Annotated in this window: 16 protein-coding genes; 9 read left to right on the top strand and 7 right to left on the bottom strand. The window is 56.5% G+C overall.

All coding sequences use genetic code 11. The features are described 5' to 3' along the window. Positions 1–2: 2 nt before the first annotated feature. The 5 genes from ilvM to DZE2538_RS18480 all read left to right on the top strand — a co-directional run bounded on the left by ilvM (position 3) and on the right by DZE2538_RS18480 (position 5,534). Complete coding sequence (gene ilvM, locus DZE2538_RS18500) at positions 3–260, top strand: acetolactate synthase 2 small subunit (RefSeq protein ID WP_012886517.1); 258 nt, start codon at positions 3–5, stop codon at positions 258–260. Positions 261–283: 23 nt separating this feature from the next. Continuing rightward, complete coding sequence (gene ilvE / locus DZE2538_RS18495) at positions 284–1,210, top strand: branched-chain-amino-acid transaminase (protein WP_038916954.1); 927 nt, start codon at positions 284–286, stop codon at positions 1,208–1,210. A 72-nt stretch (positions 1,211–1,282) separates the two neighbouring features. Further along, positions 1,283–3,133 carry a dihydroxy-acid dehydratase gene (ilvD, locus tag DZE2538_RS18490; protein ID WP_019845881.1) on the top strand — a complete coding sequence of 617 codons (1,851 nt, stop codon included), beginning with the start codon at positions 1,283–1,285 and terminating at the stop codon, positions 3,131–3,133. 5 nt (positions 3,134–3,138) lie between these two features. Further along, a complete protein-coding gene (ilvA, locus tag DZE2538_RS18485; protein ID WP_012886514.1) occupies positions 3,139–4,683 on the top strand; it encodes a threonine ammonia-lyase, biosynthetic in 1,545 nt (514 codons plus the stop codon). Positions 4,684–4,793: 110 nt separating this feature from the next. Beyond that, entirely contained in the window at positions 4,794–5,534 is a 741-nt protein-coding gene (locus DZE2538_RS18480; protein ID WP_038916953.1) for a DUF2461 domain-containing protein, read from the top strand. Between the two features lie 3 nt (positions 5,535–5,537). Here DZE2538_RS18480 and DZE2538_RS18475 read toward each other — a convergent pair whose 3' ends face one another. Next, positions 5,538–6,302 (bottom strand): lysozyme inhibitor LprI family protein, encoded by a 765-nt coding sequence (locus tag DZE2538_RS18475; protein ID WP_050568711.1) that lies wholly within the window; start codon positions 6,300–6,302, stop codon positions 5,538–5,540. Beyond that, positions 6,302–7,189, bottom strand: a complete 888-nt coding sequence (gene ilvY / locus DZE2538_RS18470; RefSeq protein WP_038916952.1) for an HTH-type transcriptional activator IlvY — start codon at positions 7,187–7,189, stop codon at positions 6,302–6,304. Before ilvY ends, DZE2538_RS18475 begins: the two co-directional genes overlap by 1 nt. Before the next feature lie 163 nt (positions 7,190–7,352). On the opposite strand from ilvY, the gene ilvC reads away from it, so the two are divergent. Continuing rightward, positions 7,353–8,831, top strand: coding sequence for a ketol-acid reductoisomerase (ilvC, locus tag DZE2538_RS18465; RefSeq protein WP_019845877.1), 1,479 nt, complete (start codon positions 7,353–7,355; stop codon positions 8,829–8,831). 107 nt (positions 8,832–8,938) lie between these two features. After that, the gene (locus DZE2538_RS18460; RefSeq protein WP_236616978.1) at positions 8,939–9,325 is read left to right on the top strand and encodes a hypothetical protein; all 387 of its coding nucleotides are present in this window, start codon (positions 8,939–8,941) and stop codon (positions 9,323–9,325) included. A gap of 38 nt (positions 9,326–9,363) precedes the next feature. On the opposite strand, the gene putP is transcribed toward DZE2538_RS18460, so the two are convergent. Then, a complete protein-coding gene (gene putP, locus DZE2538_RS18455; protein ID WP_038916951.1) occupies positions 9,364–10,863 on the bottom strand; it encodes a sodium/proline symporter PutP in 1,500 nt (499 codons plus the stop codon). A 393-nt stretch (positions 10,864–11,256) separates the two neighbouring features. On the opposite strand from putP, the gene putA reads away from it, so the two are divergent. Then, a complete protein-coding gene (gene putA, locus DZE2538_RS18450) occupies positions 11,257–15,234 on the top strand; it encodes a trifunctional transcriptional regulator/proline dehydrogenase/L-glutamate gamma-semialdehyde dehydrogenase (protein ID WP_038916950.1) in 3,978 nt (1,325 codons plus the stop codon). 429 nt (positions 15,235–15,663) lie between these two features. Here the strand turns inward: putA and ppiC are convergent, their stop codons facing one another. Next, complete coding sequence (gene ppiC / locus DZE2538_RS21380; protein ID WP_268906945.1) at positions 15,664–16,242, bottom strand: peptidylprolyl isomerase PpiC; 579 nt, start codon at positions 16,240–16,242, stop codon at positions 15,664–15,666. Here ppiC and rep point away from each other — a divergent pair. Continuing rightward, a complete protein-coding gene (rep, locus tag DZE2538_RS18440) occupies positions 16,129–18,153 on the top strand; it encodes a DNA helicase Rep (protein WP_038917224.1) in 2,025 nt (674 codons plus the stop codon). The two genes, ppiC and rep, sit on opposite strands and share 114 nt — an antisense overlap. Before the next feature lie 86 nt (positions 18,154–18,239). On the opposite strand, the gene DZE2538_RS18435 is transcribed toward rep, so the two are convergent. The 3 genes from DZE2538_RS18435 to rhlB form a co-directional block, all read right to left on the bottom strand. After that, on the bottom strand, positions 18,240–20,054 hold the full coding sequence (locus DZE2538_RS18435; RefSeq protein ID WP_023640978.1) for a glycosyl hydrolase family 28 protein: 1,815 nt from the start codon (positions 20,052–20,054) through the stop codon (positions 18,240–18,242). A gap of 228 nt (positions 20,055–20,282) precedes the next feature. Further along, positions 20,283–21,779 (bottom strand): exopolyphosphatase, encoded by a 1,497-nt coding sequence (gene ppx / locus DZE2538_RS18430; RefSeq protein ID WP_019845871.1) that lies wholly within the window; start codon positions 21,777–21,779, stop codon positions 20,283–20,285. Positions 21,780–21,786: 7 nt separating this feature from the next. Beyond that, entirely contained in the window at positions 21,787–23,073 is a 1,287-nt protein-coding gene (gene rhlB, locus DZE2538_RS18425) for an ATP-dependent RNA helicase RhlB (RefSeq protein ID WP_038916949.1), read from the bottom strand. Positions 23,074–23,104 lie beyond the last annotated feature (31 nt).

Raw genomic sequence — 23,104 nt, 5'->3', positions numbered from 1 at the left:
CCATGACACATCATCAGCTTTCCATTCAGGCTCGCTATCGCCCGGAAGTTCTGGAGCGCGTATTACGTGTGACCCGTCACCGTGGTTTCCAGGTGTGCGCCATGAACATGACGCAGGGGCACAATGACGATCACGTGCAGATAGACATGACCGTTGCCAGCCACCGGTCAGTGGATTTATTGTCAACCCAATTAAGCAAACTGCTGGACATCGCCTGTGTGGAGATCCAGCCGCTCACATCACAACAAATACGTGCCTGATGGCATTGGTAAGGAAAGCAATAATGACGAAGAAAGCAGACTATATCTGGTTCAATGGCGAGATGGTTCCCTGGGCGGATGCCAAAGTTCACGTGATGTCCCACGCTTTGCACTACGGTACGTCAGTGTTTGAAGGGGTGCGTTGCTACAATTCCCATAAAGGTCCGGTGGTGTTTCGTCACCGCGAACACATGCAGCGTTTGCATGACTCCGCCAAAATTTATCGTATGCCGCTCTCCTGCAGCATTGATGAGCTGATGGAAGCCTGCCGTGAAACACTGCGTCGTAATAACCTGACCAGCGCTTATATTCGTCCGTTGGTGTTTGTTGGCGATGTGGGCATGGGGGTCAATCCGCCAGCAGGCTACAATACCGATGTGATTATTGCTGCGTTCCCATGGGGTGCGTATCTGGGTGAAGAAGCGTTGGATCAGGGTATCGACGCGATGGTGTCGTCCTGGAACCGTGTCGCGGCCAATACCATTCCGACCGCTGCCAAAGCGGGTGGTAATTACCTGTCTTCCCTGTTGGTGGGCAGCGAGGCGCGTCGGCATGGCTATCAGGAAGGGATCGCGCTGGATGTGAATGGCTACGTGTCTGAAGGTGCCGGTGAAAACCTGTTTGAAGTGAAAGACGGTGTGATTTTCACCCCGCCGTTCACCTCTGCGGCGCTGCCGGGTATTACCCGCGATGCCATTATCAAGCTGGCGAAGGACAAAGGGTTTGAAGTCCGCGAGCAGGTATTGTCCCGTGAGTCGCTGTATCTGGCCGATGAAGTCTTTATGTCCGGCACCGCGGCGGAAATCACCCCGGTTCGCAGCGTGGACGGTATCCAGGTCGGTATTGGTAAGTGCGGCCCTGTCACCAAACAACTGCAACAGGCGTTTTTTGGCCTGTTTACCGGCGAGACCCAGGACAAATGGGGCTGGTTGGATCCGGTAAACCGTTAATCGAACAATGACTGACTTTTTTCCGGTGGCCGTATGCCACCGGCTATCCGCTTAAACTGGAGTAATCAGAGTATGCCTAAGTACCGTTCAGCCACCACCACGCATGGTCGTAACATGGCTGGAGCGAGAGCCCTGTGGCGCGCGACAGGGATGACCGATGCCGATTTCGGCAAGCCTATCATCGCGGTAGTGAACTCGTTCACCCAATTCGTCCCCGGACACGTTCATTTGCGTGATCTGGGCAAACTGGTCGCCGAGCAAATTGAAGCGGCCGGTGGCGTTGCCAAAGAATTCAACACCATCGCGGTCGATGACGGTATCGCGATGGGGCATGGCGGTATGCTCTATTCTCTGCCGTCCCGCGAGTTAATCGCTGACTCGGTGGAGTACATGGTTAACGCGCACTGTGCGGATGCCATGGTCTGTATCTCTAACTGCGACAAAATCACCCCAGGGATGCTGATGGCGTCGCTGCGCCTGAACATTCCGGTGATTTTCGTTTCCGGCGGCCCGATGGAAGCCGGGAAAACCAAACTGTCTGACAAAATCATCAAGCTGGATCTGATCGATGCCATGATTCAAGGGGCGAACCCGAAAGTCAGCGATGAAGACAGTGCTCAGATTGAACGTTCCGCGTGCCCAACCTGTGGCTCCTGTTCCGGTATGTTCACCGCCAACTCGATGAACTGCCTGACCGAAGCGCTGGGGCTGTCCCAGCCGGGTAACGGCTCACTGCTGGCCACTCATGCCGATCGCAAAGATCTGTTTATCAATGCTGGTAAGCGCATCGTTGGTCTGGCGAAACAGTATTACGAGCAGGATGACGCCAGCGTGCTGCCGCGTAGCATTGCCTCTAAAGCGGCGTTTGAAAACGCCATGACGCTGGATATCGCGATGGGCGGTTCTACCAATACGGTACTGCACCTGTTGGCGGCAGCGCAGGAAGGCGAAGTGGATTTCACCATGGACGACATCGACCGCCTGTCGCGCAAGGTGCCGCAGCTGTGCAAGGTGGCACCGAGCACCCAGAAATACCACATGGAAGATGTGCACCGCGCTGGCGGCGTGATTGGTATTCTGGGCGAGCTGGATCGCGCCGGGTTGCTGAATAAAAACGTGAAGAACGTATTGGGTCTGACCCTGCCGGAAACCCTGTCTGCCTATGACGTGATGCTCACGCAGGATGAGGCGGTGAAAAAGATGTTTGCCGCCGGTCCGGCTGGCATTCGTACCACGCAGGCGTTCTCGCAGGATTGCCGTTGGGATTCGCTGGATACCGACCGTCAAGAGGGCTGTATTCGTTCTCGCGAACATGCGTACAGTCAGGATGGTGGCCTGGCGGTGTTGTACGGCAATCTGGCGCAAGACGGCTGTATCGTGAAAACGGCTGGTGTAGACGAAGGCAGCTTGGTATTCCGCGGCCCGGCCAAGGTATATGAAAGCCAGGATGATGCCGTGGAAGCGATTCTGGGTGGTCAGGTTCAGGCAGGCGACGTGGTGGTGATTCGCTACGAAGGTCCGAAAGGCGGTCCTGGCATGCAGGAAATGCTCTATCCGACCAGCTTCCTGAAATCAATGGGGCTGGGTAAGGCCTGTGCGTTGATCACCGATGGCCGCTTCTCCGGCGGTACTTCCGGTTTGTCGATCGGCCACGCGTCGCCGGAAGCGGCCAGTGGCGGCACTATCGGTCTGGTGCAGGATGGTGACATGATTGCTATCGATATTCCCAAACGCGGTATCGCGCTGGAAGTCAGCGATGACGAACTGGCCCGCCGTCGTGAGCAGGAATTGGCTCGTGGTGATGCTGCCTGGACGCCGAAAAACCGTGACCGGCAGGTTTCCTTTGCGCTGCGCGCTTACGCCAGCCTGGCGACCAGTGCGGATAAAGGCGCGGTGCGGGACAAAAGCAAGCTGGGGGGCTAAACGCCATGGCAGTATCACTCCCTCTACCTGCCGAGCCCGGCGGAGCAGAGTATCTGCGCGCGGTATTGCGTGCACCGGTGTACGAAGTGGCGCAAGTTACGCCGCTGGAACGGATGGATAAACTCTCCTCGCGGCTGGGTAATGTCATTCTGGTCAAGCGCGAGGATCGCCAGCCGGTGCATAGCTTCAAGCTGCGCGGTGCGTACGCCATGATGGCAGGTCTGACTGACGAGCAGAAGTCGCACGGTGTGGTGACGGCGTCGGCCGGTAACCATGCGCAAGGTGTGGCGCTGTCCGCCAGTCGCCTCGGTATTCGGGCATTGATCGTAATGCCGGTCGCCACCGCGGACATCAAAGTCGATGCGGTGCGCGATTTTGGCGGCGAGGTGTTATTGCATGGTGCCAACTTTGATGAGGCCAAAGCCAAAGCCATTGAACTGTCGCAACAGCAGCACATGACCTTTGTGCCGCCGTTTGACCACCCGGCGGTGATTGCCGGGCAGGGAACGCTGGCGATGGAGCTGTTGCAGCAGGATGCCCATCTCGATCGCGTTTTCGTGCCGGTCGGTGGTGGTGGTCTGGCGGCAGGGGTGGCGGTATTGATCAAACAGTTGATGCCGCAGATCCAGGTCATCGGCGTTGAAGCAGAAGATTCCGCCTGCCTGCGGGCGGCGTTGGATGCCGGTCAGCCGGTGGATTTGCCGCGTGTCGGGCTGTTCGCCGAAGGGGTGGCGGTAAAACGCATCGGTAACGAAACCTTCCGCTTGTGCCGGGAGTATCTGGACGATGTAATTACCGTCGACAGCGACGCCATCTGCGCGGCGGTCAAAGACTTGTTCGAGGATGTGCGGGCGATTGCCGAGCCGTCTGGAGCGCTGGCGCTGGCCGGGATGAAAAAATACATCCAGCAGCACAACATCCAGGGCGAACGGCTGGCGCACATTCTGTCCGGCGCTAACGTCAACTTTCACGGGTTGCGTTACGTTTCCGAGCGTTGTGAGCTGGGTGAACAGCGTGAAGCGTTGATGGCGGTGACGATTCCGGAACAGAAAGGCAGCTTCCTGAAGTTCTGTCAGTTGCTTGGCGGGCGCTCTGTCACCGAGTTCAACTACCGTTACGCGGATGCCGACAACGCCTGTATTTTTGTCGGTGTACGGCTGACGCGCGGCAATGCGGAACGTCATGAAATTCTGACGGAATTGCAGGCGGGTGGGTATCAGGTGGTGGATCTGTCTGACGACGAGATGGCGAAGCTGCATGTGCGTTATATGGTCGGTGGCAGGCCATCCAAACCCTTGAAGGAGCGGTTGTACAGCTTCGAATTCCCGGAGTCACCAGGGGCGTTGCTGAAGTTCCTCAATACGCTGGGTACGCACTGGAATATCTCGCTGTTCCATTACCGCAGCCACGGCACCGATTTTGGTCGGGTGCTGGCAGCGTTTGAACGCACGGAACACGACCCGGCATTCGAACAACATCTGCAGGCACTGGGGTATGAGTGCCATGATGAAACGCAGAACCCGGCGTTTCGTTTCTTCCTGCAAGGTTAACACCGGTTAGCCTGATGTCATGCGCCCGACGGTGTTATGCCGCCGGGCGCATTTTATTTTATGACCTGTTGCGGTAGGCTTGACCCTCTATCTGTCAGGGACATCACATCATGGCTACGGGATTCAACGGCTTCTCACCGCAGACGCTGACGTTTTTGCAGCAGGTACGCCAGCAGGACAGCAAAGAATGGTTTGAAGAACACAGGCAGGAGTATAACGATCAGTTGCTGACGCTGTTTCGCGCGCTGGTAGACTCGCTGTCGATCCCTATGTTGCAGATTGACGATCATTTCGAAACCAAACCGGCGGTAGGCAAAACGTTATCCCGCATTCATCGCGACACCCGCTTTTCCCATGATAAATCGCGCTATCGTGACAAGATGTGGTTCACCTTTAAACGCACCCATAAAGATTGGACGGATGCGCCGGTCTATTTTTTCGAGCTAACACCGACCGACTGGAGTTACGGACTGGGGTATTACAGCGCCAGCCGCACCACGATGGAGCTGTTTCGGCAAACGCTGCGTGATAATCCGCAGGGTTTTCTGGAGGTGGCGGCGTGTCTGGGGCGCGAGTTTGAGCTGGTGGGGGAGAGTTATAAACGACCGTTGGTTAAGGAACAGCCCGCAGAACTGGCACACTGGTACAATCGTAAATCGTTTGCGGTGATGACCACTCGCCAGGATCAGGAACCGTTGTTTAGTGGTGAACTGGTGCCGCTGCTGGCGAAAGGCTTTACCCGGCTGGAGCCGCTGTACCATTACCTGATGAAAATTGAGGCGATGAAGAAAGCGGCGGAGCCTGAAAAGGTCAGCCCCGCCTTTTTGGATGAGAAGTGGTTTAGCCGCTGAGGGTTATTTCCCCCGGCCCATCAAATAATCAAACAGGTAGCTTTCACCGGCGGCGTCAAACACGGTGATTTGCAACTGCCGGTTATCCACGCAGGTCAACAGCAGTTTTTTCTGTCCGCCGAAGCTGCTTTCCGTCTGGCCTATGGCCTGAGTATCGGTCATCTGGCGGGCGCTGAGCGTGATGTCATCGAGTTTGGTTGCATAGCGAAAGGCCACCGAGCCATTGCCGGTAATATCACCGTCTTCGGTATTCAGCGTGACGTTGACCAGATGGTATGGCGCTTTCTGGTCATACATCTCTTTGAAGTAATCGCTCAGCTCGTCGTACTCCTGCGCCGGGAGTTGCAGGTAATACTCGTAGCTGTAGTCGCCTTCAAAGCAGCTGTTGTGGCGCGGCCGGGCGATCGGGTCCGGCAGGGTGTGCAGCGTGACGTCGTTGAGGTAGCGCAGGCGACTAAGTTGCTGTTGGTAGCTCTGACGCAGGCACTCTTCATCCCGACAGGTATTCCGGCTGGACAGCCAACTGCGCTGGAACTGCGTCAGGATTTTATCCTGTGCGACACGCTCCGCGTTACCGGTGAGAAATGCGCGCGATTTCTGCCACTCTTTCGCCAGTTCGTCGTCCAACTGACTGAGCGCAGGCGTCTGGCAAATCAACTTCTCCTGCGCCGAACTGGCCTGTTGGCAGGGAAAGCTGGCGGCCAGCGACGGCAGCGCAACGCACCCCACAGCCAGAGGCAGCAGCCATGTAGCGAGCAATCGTTTCATTATTTTTCCTGTAAGGTTTCCCAAAATGCGGCAATCAACGGGGTGCCAAGATGTGTTCTCTGTACGCAGACACCCAGTTCGAATGGTTCCATCGCTTGTGCTTCTAATACGGATACCCGATTACGCACCGGTTCCGGGCTGTTTTCAAGTACCACATCAGGGATCAAGGCGATACCACAGCCTAGAGCCACCATCGACACCATCGCTTCATGGCCGGAGACGGTCGCATAAATAGGTGGATTGGTAATGTGTTGACGACGGAACCAGACATCGATTCTTTTCCTCACCGGGCCGTGCTCTGGCAGGATAAACGGGATTTGCGACCAGTCCGGGTGTGGCTGCAACGCCTGTGTTTGCACCGGGCACGGTAACGCTGGAATGATCAATACCAGCGGCACCTTGCCGATGGGCATGAAATCCACACTGGCTGGCAGCGTTTCTGGCCGGCCGGCAATACCGAGGTCCGCTTCGTTGGAGTGCACTTTATCCAGCGCGTCAGCGGCATCCCCCGTGGTCAGTTTGATTTCCACCAATGGGTGCCTGGCCCGGAAACGGTCGAGGATTGGCGGCAAGTGGCTATACGCAGCGGTGACGGAGCAAAACAGCCGTAGCTCACCGCTGAGCGACTGGCCTTGCTGTTGTAAAATCAGGCGCAGTTGCTGGTATTGCAACAGGGTTTGCTGGGCGAAGGTTTTCAGGTGTTCACCGGCATCGGTCAGGCGCACGGTGCGGTTATCGCGCAGAAACAGCGCCTGACCAATGTCCTCTTCCAGTCGCTGAATCTGGCGCGACAGCGTGGAGGGGCTGATATGCATCGCCTTGGCGGTGCGGCCGAAGTGGCGGCTTTCCACCAGGTGCAAAAAGAGTTTCAGGTCCCGTAAGTCCATGCGCGCTGTGTCTCGTTTTAGTGTTGCAAATCTTGCAATATGACGTTGTTAATATATCAATTTAAGCAATGTATTTCCTGTCATATGATAATGACATTCTGATGGCGGTAGTTATCGCTGTCCCGCACATAAAGCAAACACAATATCAAATGGAGCACGCCTCATGGCCAATTACTTCAATACACTGAACCTGCGTCAGCAGCTGGCGCAATTAGGCAAATGCCGTTTCATGGGCCGTGACGAATTCGCGGATGAAGCCAGCTACCTGAAAGGCAAGAAAGTGGTCATCGTGGGGTGTGGCGCGCAGGGGCTGAACCAAGGGTTGAACATGCGCGATTCCGGTCTGGATATCGCCTATGCACTGCGTGCTGAAGCCATCGCTGAAAAACGTGCTTCATGGCGCAAAGCGACCGAAAACGGCTTTAAAGTCGGCACCTATGAAGAACTGATCCCGCAGGCGGACCTGGTGGTTAACCTGACGCCGGACAAACAGCATTCTGCTGTGGTACAAGCGGTACAGCCGTTGATGAAACAAGGTGCTGCGCTGGGTTATTCCCACGGTTTCAACATCGTTGAAGTGGGCGAGCAGGTTCGTAAAGACCTGACCGTGGTGATGGTGGCACCGAAGTGCCCGGGTACCGAAGTACGCGAAGAGTACAAACGTGGTTTCGGTGTGCCGACGCTTATCGCCGTTCACCCGGAAAATGACCCGAAAGGCGAAGGCATGGCGATCGCCAAGGCGTGGGCGGCTGCGACCGGCGGTCACCGTGCGGGCGTGCTGGAGTCGTCTTTCGTAGCGGAAGTTAAATCTGACCTGATGGGCGAGCAGACGATTCTGTGCGGCATGTTGCAGGCGGGTTCTCTGCTGAGCTTCGACAAGCTGGTTGCTGACGGCGTTGACCCGGCTTACGCGGAAAAACTGATCCAGTTCGGTTGGGAAACCATCACCGAAGCGCTGAAGCAGGGCGGTATTACCCTGATGATGGATCGTCTGTCCAACCCGGCCAAGCTGCGTGCGTTCGCGCTGTCTGAGCAGTTGAAAGGCATTATGGCGCCGTTGTTCCAGAAACACATGGACGACATCATCTCCGGCGCATTCTCCAGCGGCATGATGGCTGACTGGGCTAACGACGATGTGAAACTGCTGACCTGGCGTGAAGAAACCGGTAAAACGGCGTTTGAAAACGCACCGCAGTTTGAAGGTAAAATCGCAGAGCAGGAATACTTCGACAACGGCGTGTTGATGATCGCGATGGTAAAAGCGGGTGTAGAACTGGCATTCGAAACCATGGTCAGCTCGGGTATCATCGAAGAATCTGCTTACTACGAATCACTGCACGAACTGCCGTTGATTGCCAACACCATCGCCCGTAAGCGTCTGTATGAAATGAACGTGGTGATTTCCGATACCGCTGAGTACGGTAACTACCTGTTTGCTAATGCGGCGGTGCCGTTGCTGAAAGGCGCATTCATGGACAGCCTGCAGCCGGGCGATCTGGGCAAACCGGTCGCAGCGACCAGCGTGGACAACGCGCAACTGCGTGACGTGAACGAAGCTATCCGCCACCACCCGATCGAGGTTGTGGGTAAGAAACTGCGTGGCTACATGACCGATATGAAACGTATTGCGGTCGCTGGCTAAGGTCATCGGGACCTTTCCTCCTGAGAGCGGGGCGCAGATTGCGCCCCGTTTTTTTTTTGCACTCAATTCACAACGTAGGGCAGGGATGAGCGATGCAGGACATAAAAATGGCGAAGACGTTCTCTTTATCCTCAAGGGGAGTCGGTATTGCTGTGGTCGGCGTGGCCGTGATGCTGGTGGCCTTTCTCTATGGGGCAGGCGACGATTACACGTTGATACGGCAATACCGGCTTGAAAACAACGTGACGGTGAATTTGCTGGAGCTGGGGAGCGGTGGTGCCATGGCAGGGGATGTCTATCGGTATACCGTCAGCGTGAATGGTGGGGAGGCCAAAGAGGTCCTGAAGACCAATAGCCGTGACGCCGATATCCGTATGCAGGATGGTGTACTGGTGATTAACCTGACTGGCGATGTGTACCGGTTGGATAACCGTGTTCGTCTTCATGACGGCTATGACACACTAAAAACCCGCATTACCGTGACCCACCCGTAATACGGCCCGATGCGCTGGGCCGTATCGTTATCTTAAGGTCAGGCGTCCGCCGGTGCAGACTTAAATACCTGTTCGGCCTTTTGGAAGCGCTCGGTGACGACAGAAGAAGGTGCCCTGCCCAGCAGGCTCACAACCATAATCGCCGCACTGGACAGCAGAAAACCGGGGATGATTTCATACAGATTCAGCCAGCCGTACTGTTTCCAGACGATCACGGTCACGGCACCGACCAGCATGCCTGCCAGCGCACCATTGCGAGTCATGCGCGGCCACAGCAGGGAAATCAGAATGACAGGACCGAAGGCCGCGCCGAAACCGGCCCAGGCGTAGCTGACCAACCCCAGCACGCGGTTTTCCGGGTTCACCGCCAGTGCAATCGCGATGACCGAGACCAGCAGCACCATGGCACGACCGACCCACACCAATTCTCTCTGACTGGCGTTTTTACGCAAAAACGGCTTGTACAAATCTTCGGTGATGGAGCTGGAGCACACCAGCAACTGGCAACTGAGCGTACTCATCACCGCCGCCAGAATCGCGGACAGCAATATGCCAGCAATCCACGGGTTAAACAGCAGACGCGCCAGTTCGATGAAGACGCGCTCACCGTTTTGAGCAACGTTGCCCGCCTGATCAGGGTTACCCGTGAAGTAGGCAATACCGAAGAACCCGACGGTGACGGCACCGGCCAGACAGAGCACCATCCAGGTCATACTGATACGACGGGCATTGCGGATAGTGTGGTGTGAATCGGCGGCCATAAAGCGCGCCAGAATATGTGGCTGGCCGAAATACCCCAGCCCCCACCCCAGCAACGACAGAATCGCGACGGTGTTCAACCCCTTGAACATGTCCAGATTCGCCGGGTTTTTGCTTTCAATGACCGCCAGTGAGGGGGAGATACCGCCAACCGACAGAATGACGATTACCGGCGTCAGGATCAGCGCGAAAATCATCAGGCTGGCCTGCACGGTGTCAGTCCAGCTAACGGCCAGATAGCCGCCGATAAAGGTATAGGCAATGGTCGCCGCCGCACCGGCCCACAACGCGGTGTCGTAGCTCATGCCGAAGGTACTTTCGAACAGACGGGCACCTGCCACAATGCCGGAAGCGCAATAAATGGTGAAAAACACCAGGATCACCAGCGCGGAAATGACCCGCAGCAGTTTGCTTTTATCTTCAAAGCGGTGGCTGAAGTAATCCGGCAGCGTCAGCGCGTTATGGTTAACCTCGGTATGTACCCGCAGGCGTCCGGCGACCCAGGTCCAGTTCAGGTAAGCACCGATGGTCAGGCCAATCGCTATCCAGCTTTCCGAGATACCTGACAAAAAGACGGCCCCCGGCAACCCCATCAGCAGCCAGCCGCTCATGTCGGAGGCCCCGGCAGATAACGCCGTGACCACACTCCCCATACGACGTCCACCCAGAATATAGTCGCCAAAATTGTGGGTGGCGCGATAGGCCATCAGGCCGATCAACACCATCCCGAAGATGTACACCAGAAAGGTCACCAGCAATGGTGTGCTCATCGTCGTCATTAGTTTCTCCATTGTGATGCGAACCGTCAGTCCTGCGCTCCGGTAGGTCGGGCACTGTCCGGCTTGCCGGAACGGATTCGCGATAATAGTTGCTACAGGTTGCACCTTTCAACTGATGGCTGGCTAAAGCGACATGCCAACGTGGCTGGCATTCCCAATACAGCCTGCGATCATTCAGAAGAATGGGCGGCAATAGGGTGAAAAGCGTAGTTTATTAACAAGGTTGCACAAAGTTGCAACATGCCGGATAGTAGCTTTGCTTTCCAACATCACTTTCTTATACCCGTCATACGTTCGGTTGCAGGTACGTTGGCTTTCTTCCTCGCCTTTGGGGCCAACGCGCGCGTTTTGTTCTGCAACTCGATGTATTGAGGGCGCACAACAGGAGCGGATATGGGCACCACGACTATGGGCGTCAAGCTCGATGAGGCCACGCGTGAGCGTCTTAAAGCCGCGGCGCAGCGCATTGATCGCACGCCGCACTGGCTGATTAAACAGGCCATTTTCAGCTATCTCGAACGCCTTGAAAGTGGTGCCGACACGCCTGAAATTCCTCAGCCGGTCGGGCAAGACCCGAGTGAGGCGGCAGAGATTATGCCGCAATCGCCACAAGAAGAAACCCACCAGCCGTTTTTGGACTTCGCCGAGCAGGTGTTGCCGCAGTCGGTACTACGTTCCGCGATCACGGCGGCGTACCGTCGGCCGGAAACAGAGATGATACCGATGTTGCTGGAACAAGCGCGTATGCCAGAGGCGCTGTCGCACGCTGCCAGCACGCTGGCGGCCCGTCTGGCGGCGACGTTACGCCAGCAGAAAAACAGCGGCGGCCGGGCGGGTATGGTACAGAGCCTGTTGCAGGAATTTTCGCTGTCATCGCAGGAAGGCGTGGCGTTGATGTGTCTGGCGGAGGCGCTGTTGCGTATTCCGGATAAACCGACTCGGGACGCACTGATTCGCGACAAAATCAGTACCGGTAACTGGCAGTCACACGTTGGGCGTAGTACCTCGCTGTTCGTCAATGCCGCGGCCTGGGGGCTACTGGTGACCGGCAAACTGGTATCGACCCACAATGAATCTCATCTCTCCGGTGCGTTGAACCGTATCATCGCCAAAAGTGGTGAGCCGCTGGTGCGTAAAGGCGTGGACATGGCGATGCGGTTGATGGGCGAGCAGTTCGTCACCGGGGAAACCATCGCCGAAGCGCTGGCGAATGCCCGCAAGCTGGAGGCGCGAGGTTTCCGCTATTCCTATGACATGCTGGGCGAAGCGGCGATGACCGGTGATGACGCCACGGCGTATCAGGCATCCTATCAGCAGGCTATTCACGCCATTGGTAAAGCCGCCTGCGGGCGTGGTATTTACGAAGGGCCGGGGATTTCCATCAAACTTTCGGCGTTGCACCCGCGCTATAGCCGGGCACAGTACGAGCGCGTGATGGACGAGTTGTACCCGCGCCTGCTGTCGTTAACGCTGTTGGCCCGGCACTACGATATCGGCATTAACATTGATGCCGAAGAAGCGGACAGGCTGGAACTGTCTCTCGACCTGCTCGAACGGTTGTGTTTTGAACCTCAACTGGCGGGGTGGAACGGCATCGGTTTCGTGATTCAGGCTTACCAGAAGCGCTGTCCCTTTGTGATTGATGCGATTATCGACCTGGCGCGTCGTAGCCAGCGACGACTGATGGTGCGGCTGGTGAAAGGCGCTTACTGGGATAGCGAAGTCAAGCGCGCTCAGGTGGATGGGCTGGAAGGCTACCCGGTCTATACCCGCAAGCTGTACACCGATATCTCCTATCTGGCGTGTGCCCGTCGTCTGTTGGCGGTGCCGAACCTGATTTACCCGCAGTTTGCCACCCACAACGCCCATACGCTCAGCGCCATCTACCATCTGGCAGGCAACAATTACTACCCCGGCCAATATGAATTCCAGTGCTTGCACGGCATGGGAGAACCGTTGTATGAGCAGGTGGTGGGTAAGGTGGCGGACGGAAAACTGAATCGCCCATGTCGGATTTACGCCCCGGTTGGCACCCATGAAACCCTGCTGGCCTATCTGGTGCGCCGTTTGCTGGAAAATGGTGCCAATACCTCGTTTGTTAACCGGATTGCCGACCCGTCAGTGGCACTGGAAACACTGGTAGCTGACCCGGTCAGGGAAGCGGAAGTTCTGGCGGTGCGGGATGGGCAGGTTGGGCTGCCGCATCCGCGTATTCCGTTGCCGCGTGCGCTATATGGTAATGGGCGACGTAATGCCAGCGGGCTGGATTTATCCAGCGAGCATCGGCTGGCGTCGCTATCCAGCGCGCTGTTAAGCAGTGCTGCCAGACCCTGGCAGGCGCAGCCGGTGTTGGCTGTCGACGGCGATGTCGGCGGTGAGGCCAGAGCGGTCGTTAACCCGGCTGAACCGCGTGATGTGGTGGGCTACGTGCGTGAGGCGCAGCCCCAGGAGGTCATGCTGGCGCTGGAACAGGCGGCCAGCGCCGGCGATATCTGGTTCGCTACGCCCGCCACCGAACGAGCGGCTATCTTGTCGCGGGCGGCCGACCTGCTGGAAAACCAGCAACAACAGCTGCTGGGATTGCTGGTACGGGAGGCAGGCAAAACGCTGGCGAATGCGGTGGCGGAAGTCCGCGAAGCCGTGGATTTCTTGCGTTATTACGCCGCATTGGTGCGTGAGACATTCAACAATCATGATTACCGCCCACTGGGGCCGGTGGTGTGCATCAGCCCGTGGAATTTTCCGCTCGCTATTTTTACCGGACAGGTGGCAGCGGCGCTGGCGGCGGGTAACAGCGTACTGGCTAAACCGGCGGAGCAGACACCGCTGATTGCGGCACAGGCGGTGCAGATACTGCATGAGGCTGGGGTGCCGGTCGGGGCGCTGCAATTGTTGCCGGGGAATGGCGAAACAGTGGGGGCCGCACTGGTGCGCGACGAGCGGGTGCGCGGGGTCATGTTTACCGGTTCTACTGCTGTCGCTACTCAGTTGCAACGTGTGCTGGCCGGACGGCTCGACCCGCAAGGGCGTACCACGCCGCTCATCGCTGAAACCGGCGGTATCAACGCGATGATTGTTGATTCGTCGGCGCTGACCGAACAGGTGGTTGCGGATGTGATGACATCGGCCTTTGATAGCGCCGGTCAACGTTGTTCGGCGTTGCGACTGCTGTGTGTGCAGGAAGACGTGGCGGAGAAAACGCTGACGATGCTACGCGGGGCGATGGCGGAGTACCGAATGGGGAATCCGGAGCGGTTTTCCACCGATGTCGGGCCACTGATCGATGGCGATGCGAAGCAGCGGATTGGTCACCATATTCATACGATGAGGGCCAAAGGGCGACCAGTGTTTCAGGCTGCCCGGCCGAATAGCCGGGATGAGGCGGAATGGGGACACGGGCATTTCATTGCCCCGACGCTGATTGAGCTGGACAGTGTGGAGGAGTTGCAACAGGAAGTGTTCGGGCCGGTGCTGCATGTTGTGCGCTATTCCCGTCATCAACTGGAGACACTGATTCGGCACATCAACGCGGCCGGTTACGGCCTCACGCTGGGTCTGCATACCCGTATCGATGAAACCATCGCGCGGGTGACGGGGCTGGCGAAGGTGGGCAATCTGTATGTGAACCGCAATATGGTTGGTGCGGTGGTGGGTGTACAGCCGTTTGGCGGCGAGGGATTATCCGGTACCGGACCTAAAGCGGGTGGGCCGCTTTATCTGCACCGGTTGCTGTCGCATCGCCCGGATGATGCCGCGACACAGGTGTTTACCCATCAGGACAACGAGCGCCCGGCCGATTTCACCGCACGTCAGGCACTGCTGGTTGGATTACAGGCGCTCGAAACCTGGGCGCGGCAAACGCAGCGTAACGCGCTGGTGTCCTGCTGCCAGCGTTATGCCGGGCTGACACAGAGTGGCACCATTCGGGTGTTACCCGGCCCGACCGGCGAGCGTAATACCTATACGTTGTTGCCGCGAGAGCAGGTGCTGTGTGTGGCGGATAATGACGATGACGCGCTGGCGCAATTAGCGGCGGTGCTGGCGGTGGGCAGCCGGGCGTTATGGCGTGAAACGCCGGAGCGACAGGCGCTGTATCGACACCTGCCTGAACCGGTACAGGCACGGCTGGCATTTTGCCGTGATGGCATAACGGACGGTAGCCGGTTTGACGCGGTGATTTTCCACGGAGATGCCGACCAGTTGCGTCAGTTTAGCGAGCAGTTAGCGCAACGCGATGGGGCGATTGTTGGTGTGCAGGGGTTGTCCCGTGGAGAAACGGACATTGTGCTGGAACGGTTGCTGATCGAGCGCTCGCTCAGTATCAACACCGCTGCCGCAGGCGGCAACGCCAGCCTGATGACTATAGGTTAATGACACCGGAGGTTGTTATCGGTGATTTATGTCGGAACTGTGGAAGGTTTCGTGCTTGATAACATCGGTTATTCTTTTGCCGCATCATCGCACGCACGACAAGGAGAGGCTCAACGCCGCCTCTCCTTGACCTCTGGCTAATGGCTAAACTATGAACCCTGACGGGTTCACCCTTGCGGGCCAGCGCAAGCGCTGTTCCATTTTGCGTTGCAAAATGGTGCGCCGCTACCGCGGTCCCTTCGGCGTTCGCCTTCGCTGTTCGGACCGCCTGTGACGTGCTCCCAGCACGGCACAGGCTTTCGCGGCATCCATGCCGCTCATCCGGCGAAGTCGCCCACCTCAGCACAGTTTTAATGCCAGAAAGCACTCACCTGTAATGTAAGAGGGGTGTTAACAGCCTAAAAACGAATATCGCCGCCTCTACTCCCGTTAGTTACGGTACAACACCTTGATAATGTGGTAGCCGAACTGGGTTTTGACCGGGCCGAAGGGTTTGAGCAGCTCGCAGGAAAACACCGCCTTGTCGAAGTCCGGAACCATGTCGCCTTTACGGAATTCGCCTAAATCGCCGCCGTTACGCTTTGACGGGCAGGTCGAGTGTTTTTTTGCTAACTGCTGAAAGTCTGCTCCCTTCTCGAGTTGAGCCAGAATGTCGGTGGCCTGTTGTTCGGTATCCACCAGAATGTGCAGTGCTGCCGCGGTATTTGCCATAGTACGCTCCTTGAGCAAAGGGAAAGCCGATGTTACCAGCCACAGCCTAGCACCCCCTTGTGACGAAAGGAAATGCGGCGCGTGTTCCTGTTTGGGGAAGGAGGCCTCGCGCCGGTCCGGACTTTTGCTACAATCCTGTTCTGTTACAATCCCCTTCCGTTTGAACGTCGAGCTCGAAACATCATGCGCATGAATCCCAGCCAACAACACGCCGTTGAATTTGTGACCGGTCCCTGTCTGGTCCTGGCCGGGGCGGGATCCGGCAAAACGCGAGTGATTACCCAAAAAATCGCCCATCTTATCCGGGGTTGCGGCTATCAGGCGCGCCATATTGCGGCGGTGACCTTCACCAATAAAGCGGCTCGGGAGATGAAAGAGCGTGTGGCGCAAACACTGGGGCGTAAGGAAACCCGTGGTTTGCTGATTGCGACCTTCCATACGTTGGGGCTTGAGATCATCAAGCGTGAGTACGCGGCGTTGGGCATGAAGTCTAACTTCTCGCTGTTTGACGATCAGGATCAGCTGGCGCTGTTAAAAGAGCTGACGGAGTTGTGGCTGCAAAACGACAAAGACTTACTGCAACAGCTCGTGTCTGCCTTGTCCAACTGGAAAAACGACCTGATTGACCCCGCACAGGCAGCGGCACTGGCGCGCTCAGAGCGGGACCGGTTGTTTGCGCATTGCTACCGGCTGTATGACGATCATCTGCGGGCCTGCAACGTGTTGGATTTTGATGACCTGATCCTGCTGCCGACGTTACTGCTTAAACGCAATGAAGAGGTGCGTGAACGCTGGCAGAACCGCCTGCGTTATTTGCTGGTGGATGAATATCAGGATACCAACACCAGCCAGTACGAACTGGTGAAGTTGCTGGTAGGCAGTCGGGCGCGCTTTACCGTGGTGGGTGACGACGACCAGTCGATTTACTCCTGGCGCGGTGCTCGCCCGCAAAACTTGTCGCTGTTGCAGCAGGACTTTCCGCAATTGCAGGTTGTCAAGCTAGAGCAGAATTACCGCTCGTCCGGGCGTATTCTCAAGGCTGCCAATATTCTTATCGCCAACAACCCGCACGTGTTCGAAAAGCGACTGTATTCCGAGCTGGGATATGGCGAAGAGCTTAAAATCATCACCGCCAATAACGAAGATCATGAAGCGGAGCGGGTCGTGGGCGAACTGATTGCCCACCACTTTATCCGCAAAACCCAGTATGGCGACTACGCCATTCTCTATCGCGGTAACCACCAGTCCCGGTTGTTCGAAAAAGTGTTGATGCAAAACCGCATCCCTTATCGCATTTCCGGCGGTACGTCGTTTTTCTCTCGCCCGGAGATCAAAGACCTGCTGGCTTACTTACGGGTGCTGACCAACCCGGAAGACGACAGCGCATTCTTGCGTATCGTGAATACCCCTAAGCGTGAAATCGGCCCGGCGACACTGCAAAAGCTCGGCGAGTGGGCCAGGCAGCGCAACCGTAGCCTGTTTAACGCCAGCTTCGATATGGGGCTGAGCCAGACCCTGAGCGGCCGCGGGCTGGAGTCATTGCAGCGTTTCACCCAGTGGATCGGTGACATTGCCCGACTGGCGGAGCAGGAGCCGGTGAAAGCGGTACGTGATTTGATCCACGGACTGGATTACGAAAGCTGGTTGTATGAAACCTCGCCCAGCCCGAAAGCAGCGGAAATGCGCATGAAAAACGTCAATACGCTGTTTACCTGGATGACGGAAATGCTGGAGGGTAGCGATCTGGACGAGCCGATGACGCTGACTCAGGTGGTCACCCGGTTTACCCTGCGCGATATGATGGAACGTAACGAAGCTGAAGAAGAGCTGGATCAGGTGCAACTGATGACGCTGCACGCCTCCAAAGGGCTGGAGTTCCCTTACGTGTATCTGGTCGGCATGGAAGAAGGGGTGTTACCGCACCAGACCAGCATTGATGAAGACAATGTCGACGAGGAACGTCGTCTGGCCTATGTGGGTATTACCCGGGCACAGAAAGAACTGACGTTTACCTTGTGCCGCGAACGCCGACAATACGGTGAGTTGATTCGCCCGGAACCAAGTCGTTTTCTGCTGGAATTGCCGCAGGATGATGTGATGTGGGAAACCGAGCGCAAAGTCGTCAGCCCACAGGAGCGGATGCAGAAAGGGCAGAACCATCTGGCCAATCTGCGCGCCCAACTGGCGAAGGCCAGAGACAAAGACTAACTCGGGAAGAAAGACTAACTCGGGAAGAAAAAACTAGCGCGGGAAGCGATGCCGGGCGCGATGGCCCGGCGTGTTGAGACTGACTATCAGGGCGTGACGGTTTTGCCGTCTACGGTCACGTTTTTCACCGTACCGAATTTCCACGGCGAAGATCCGCTACGCAGGTTGCTGAACGTCAGGTTATTGAACTGGCTATCGCTCAGGTCGCTGATTGACGTCGCGCTTACGCCGCTGAGTTTCATATTGCTGAAAGTAAACTGGCTGTGCCAGATGTCTTTGCTGCTGTCACCGCTGATTTCAATCGATGGGCTTGACCCGGTGCTGTCCTGCACGGTGATGTTTTTGACGGTGAAGTCATAAAAACGTGCAGGTACCGTGGCGGGGGTGTAATCGGTGGTGCCGTTGTTGTCAGCGTAACTTAACGTCACGATAACCACCTGTTTAGCCAGATTTTTCAGCGCACTGTTACGGAAAATAATGCCGTGCGCACCGCCACCGATGGCCGGGGCGCTCTTGGCTCGCAGGCCGATGTCGCTTTGGCTTATCACGTTGTTTTCCGCCAGGACATCGACGATGCCAGCACCGGTATGGCTACCCAGCACGACCGCACCGTGCCCGTGGCGGAAATAGTTATTGAACAACCAGGCGTTTTGCGAAGGTTCTTGCTTCTGTGCAGCCTGACCCATACCGGCGGCGAAGTTGATGCTGTCGTCTCCGGTATCAAATACGCTGTTGAACACCATGATGTTCTGGCTGTTGCCAAATTCGACACCGTCGCCATTGTTGGCATTGAATGTCTGATGGGTGACACCGTTTTCCACCACGTTTTGGCTTTCCAGGAACATCACACCGTGGTTGGCCGGGTTACGGATGGTCACATCGGCGATGTAAGTGTTTTTGACGCCACGCAGGGTGATGAGGCTTGAGCGGCGCTGGCTGTACGCGGTTTTGGTATCCATGCCGGTAGCAGTGGCCGCAGCAACCTGGTTTTTAGCCAGAATACCGTCTTTGCTCACCTTGCTGTTATCACTCTTCACGTACTGCGGCAGGCTGTTGCCCAGTTCATCTTTGGCGTCTGTGCCGCGTTTCCAGCCGTTGCCGTCGATAACACCTTTACCGACGATACGAATGTTTGTGAATGTCCCAACGGCTGAACTGTTTTTGTCGATGGCGTTGATAAGCGAGGCAGGCCGCATCTGGGATGAATAACTGTAAATCTTATAGGCATCCGGGTAATCCGCCGCGTTATCCGAGCCCAACAACGTCGCGCCCTGCAACAGATTCAGGGTCATGTTACTTTTCAACCACAATGCGCCAGTTTTGAAAACGCCAGCCGGGACGTCGATGCGACAGCCGGTTGGGCAGGCATCGATCGCCTTTTGGATAGCGCTGGTATTGAGCGTGGTGCCGTCGCCTTTCGCACCGTACTGAGTAATGTTGATGACCGTCGGCGTGGCGGTGGTGGTGGCGGTGACCGCGTTGCTGTCCGTGGATGTTGTGCCGTCGGCATACACTGCCCGAACGGTGAACTGGTAGTCGGTGTTGGCTTTCAGACCGTCGATTTTGGCGTTTTGTACCACAATGCGGTGATGAAAACTGGCCGTGTCATTTTTGTAAAACGCACTGATGTACGGTTTCGCTGGCGAATTCTTGTCGTTATTTTGGCTGGCGAGTCCAATGAGCTGGCCGTTCTGGTAAATCTGGTAATCGGTGATATTGGAGGTGTCTTCTGGCGCGTCCCACACCAGCACCACGCTGTGATCATCATAAGATAATGTCGGCACCTGTAGCTTTTGCGGGGCTTGAGTGGGACTGGCTATTGCCAGTACCGGGAGACTGAGCAGGCAGGCCGACACCATCGACGCCAGGGTATGGCGCCGGGAAAATGTGAACGTTTTCATCCTTGTTCCTTCATTATGTTTATATCAAAAATGGGTCATGACGTCAGAAGTCGCATTGACGTCAGAGTCGGAAAGTCGTCTTTATTCGATCCAGATACAGCACTGCTTCCAATAAGAAACGGTGTTTTATAAAAATACATCTCGCATTTCTTTTTTCCCCGGAAGCGATCACAAACCTAGTCGAGGGGATAAAAAAAAGGGGTAACCAATTGTTACCCCTTTTTGCTGTCAGACAGCGTGTTCTTCGATGAGAAGTGGCCAGTGCACGTAGCTTTGCCACAGGCTTTCCTGCGACAGCGTTTCGGCTCGCAGAGGATGTTGATCAAGCCAGCCCGCAGGCAGAATAACGCGCAGGCTGTCGCCTTCTACTCGCAGGCGCACTGCTGGTAGCGTATCGTCGCGTCGGCGGCTGGCAAAGATAATCGCCAATCGCAGCAGGCGGCATAACCGCTGTGCCAGCGCAACCGGCAGGGCATTTTGCTGAGTAAGGGGGATAGGGTCGATGGTGTTGCTTTGGTTTTGTAACAGTGTCGCCAGCAATTTTTTCTGTGCCGGTGTAAAACCGGGCAAATCACTGTTGCGAACCAGATAGGCCGCGTGCTGCGGTGCCTGACGGAAATCGACACTCAGGCCGATTTCGTGAATCAGGCAGGCGCTAGCCAGTAATTCCCGACATCGACCATCTAACTGCCAGTCGCGAGCAACCTGCTGCAAAAAATTATCCGCCAGCAGCCTGACCCGTTGCGCCTGTTCGCTATCCAGCAGGTAACGGCGTTGCAGGTTTTTCAGGGTACGATGGCGGATATCCTGCTCAATCGGCAGATGCAACATGCCGTAGACCAGTCCTTCGCGCAACGCACCACCAGCCAACGTCATGGAGTCGATATCCAGTTCCTGAAAGATAGCCAACAGGATAGATAGACCGCTGGGAAACACCAACGCACGCTCAAGCGTAAGGCCTTCAATTTCCAGCTCTTCCAGCTTACTGCACTGGATGGCGCGTTGTTTCAGTTGGCGCAATTTACCGAGGGTGATGTATTCATCCATCCCCTGCGCCACCATGATTTCCTGTAACGCCTGTACGGTGCCGGACGCGCCAACGCAAATTTGCCAGCCCTGCTGGCGCAGAATGTCTTTTACCGGCTGTAACATTTCACGGGCTGCCTGTTCGGCCCGTTCAAAATGCGCCAGGGTCAGATCGCGATCGGTAAAATACCGCTCCAGCCAGGTCACGCAACCCATTGGCAGGCTGAAGAGTTGGGTATGACGGGCACCGGTACCGGTCGCCAGTTCGGTACTGCCGCCGCCGATATCCACCACCAGCCGTTGTTCTGGCCCGCCGGTGGTATGGGCGACGCCCTGATAGATGAGCCGAGCTTCTTCTTCACCGCTGATAACCTGAATCGGCAGGCCCAGAATCAACTGGGCCCGTTCAAGGAATTCATCAGCGTTGGTGGCCAGTCTTAATGTGGCCGTGGCCACGACTCGCACCTGTTGCGGCGGAATGTCCTGCAAGCGTTCGGAGAATAGCGCCAGACATTGCCAGCCGCGCTGCATGGCTTCCGGCGAGAGGCGGTTATTCGCGTCCAGTCCGGCAGCCAGTCTGACTTTCCGTTTTATGCGAGCCAGCGTCTGTACACTGCCTGCCACCTCACGCACCACCAGCATATGAAAGCTGTTGGACCCTAAATCGATTGCGGCATAAAGAGAAGAAGCGCTCAGCATCGGCAACTTAACCCGGTCGTTTTCGATTGTTACGAGGCGCACCGCTACGGCGAGGTGCGCCGGGACGGCGAGGGCCACCACTGGTGCGTGGACGGCTCAGGCGCTTAGGCTCAGGTAATCCGGTCATCAGCGCTTCGCTGCGATATTTGCTCACCGGGATATGATGGCCAATATAGTCTTCAATAGCGGGCAGATTCAGCGCGTATTCTTCACAAGCCAGGCTGATGGACACACCGCTGGCACCCGCACGACCGGTACGGCCGATACGATGAACGTAATCTTCGCAATCGTCGGGCAGGTCGTAGTTGAATACATGGGTGACTGCCGGAATATGCAAGCCGCGTGCCGCCACATCGGTGGCAACCAGAATGTCCAGGTCACCCTGGGTGAATTCTTCCAGAATGCGTAGCCGTTTTTTCTGCGCTACGTCGCCGGTCAGCAGCCCAACACGGTGTCCATCTGCGGCCAAATGGCCCCAAATATCCTCACAACGGTGTTTGGTGTTAGCGAAGATGATGCAGCGATCTGGCCACTCTTCTTCGATCAACGTTTGCAGCAGACGCATCTTTTCTTCGTTGGAAGGGTAGAACAGCTCTTCCTTGATGCGATGACCGGTTTTCTGCTCCGGCTCCACTTCAACGTATTCGGCGTTATTCATCTGTTCAAACGCCAGTTCGCGCACGCGATAGGATAAGGTGGCGGAAAACAGCATGTTCAGACGCTGATTCGTCGGCGGCATGCGGCGGAATAACCAGCGGATATCCTTGATAAAGCCGAGATCGTACATGCGATCGGCTTCGTCCAGCACCACGACCTGGATGGCGCCCATGTGGATATGGTTTTGTTTGGTGTAATCGATTAAACGACCGGTGGTACCGATCAAAATATCGACGCCGTCTTCCAGTACTTTTAGCTGCTTGTCGTAGCCGTCACCACCGTAAGCCAGCCCCAACCGCAGACCTGTCGCTTTCGCCAGCGCTTCAGCATCGGCATGGATCTGCACGGCCAGCTCACGGGTCGGCGCCATAATCAAGGCGCGGGGTTGATTGGTCTGGCGTTCAGCGGGGGCGGGGTGGGTCAGCAAATAATGAAATGTAGACGCCAGAAACGCCAGCGTCTTGCCTGTTCCGGTTTGCGCTTGTCCCGCCACGTCACGGCCCGACAGCGTCAGCGGCAACGCCAGCGCCTGAATGGGCGTGCAGTTATGAAAGCCTTTATTTTCAAGAGCTTCAATAACCTGCGGATGCAGTGCGAAGTCGGAAAACTTCTGTTCGGTTAAGTGTGTTTTGCTCATAGCGTGGTAGAATATCAGTTAACTATTGCTT

It is taken from the genome of Dickeya zeae NCPPB 2538, from assembly GCF_000406165.1.
Taxonomy (GTDB): domain Bacteria; phylum Pseudomonadota; class Gammaproteobacteria; order Enterobacterales; family Enterobacteriaceae; genus Dickeya; species Dickeya zeae.
This window is presented reverse-complemented; position numbering and strand designations above follow the sequence as displayed.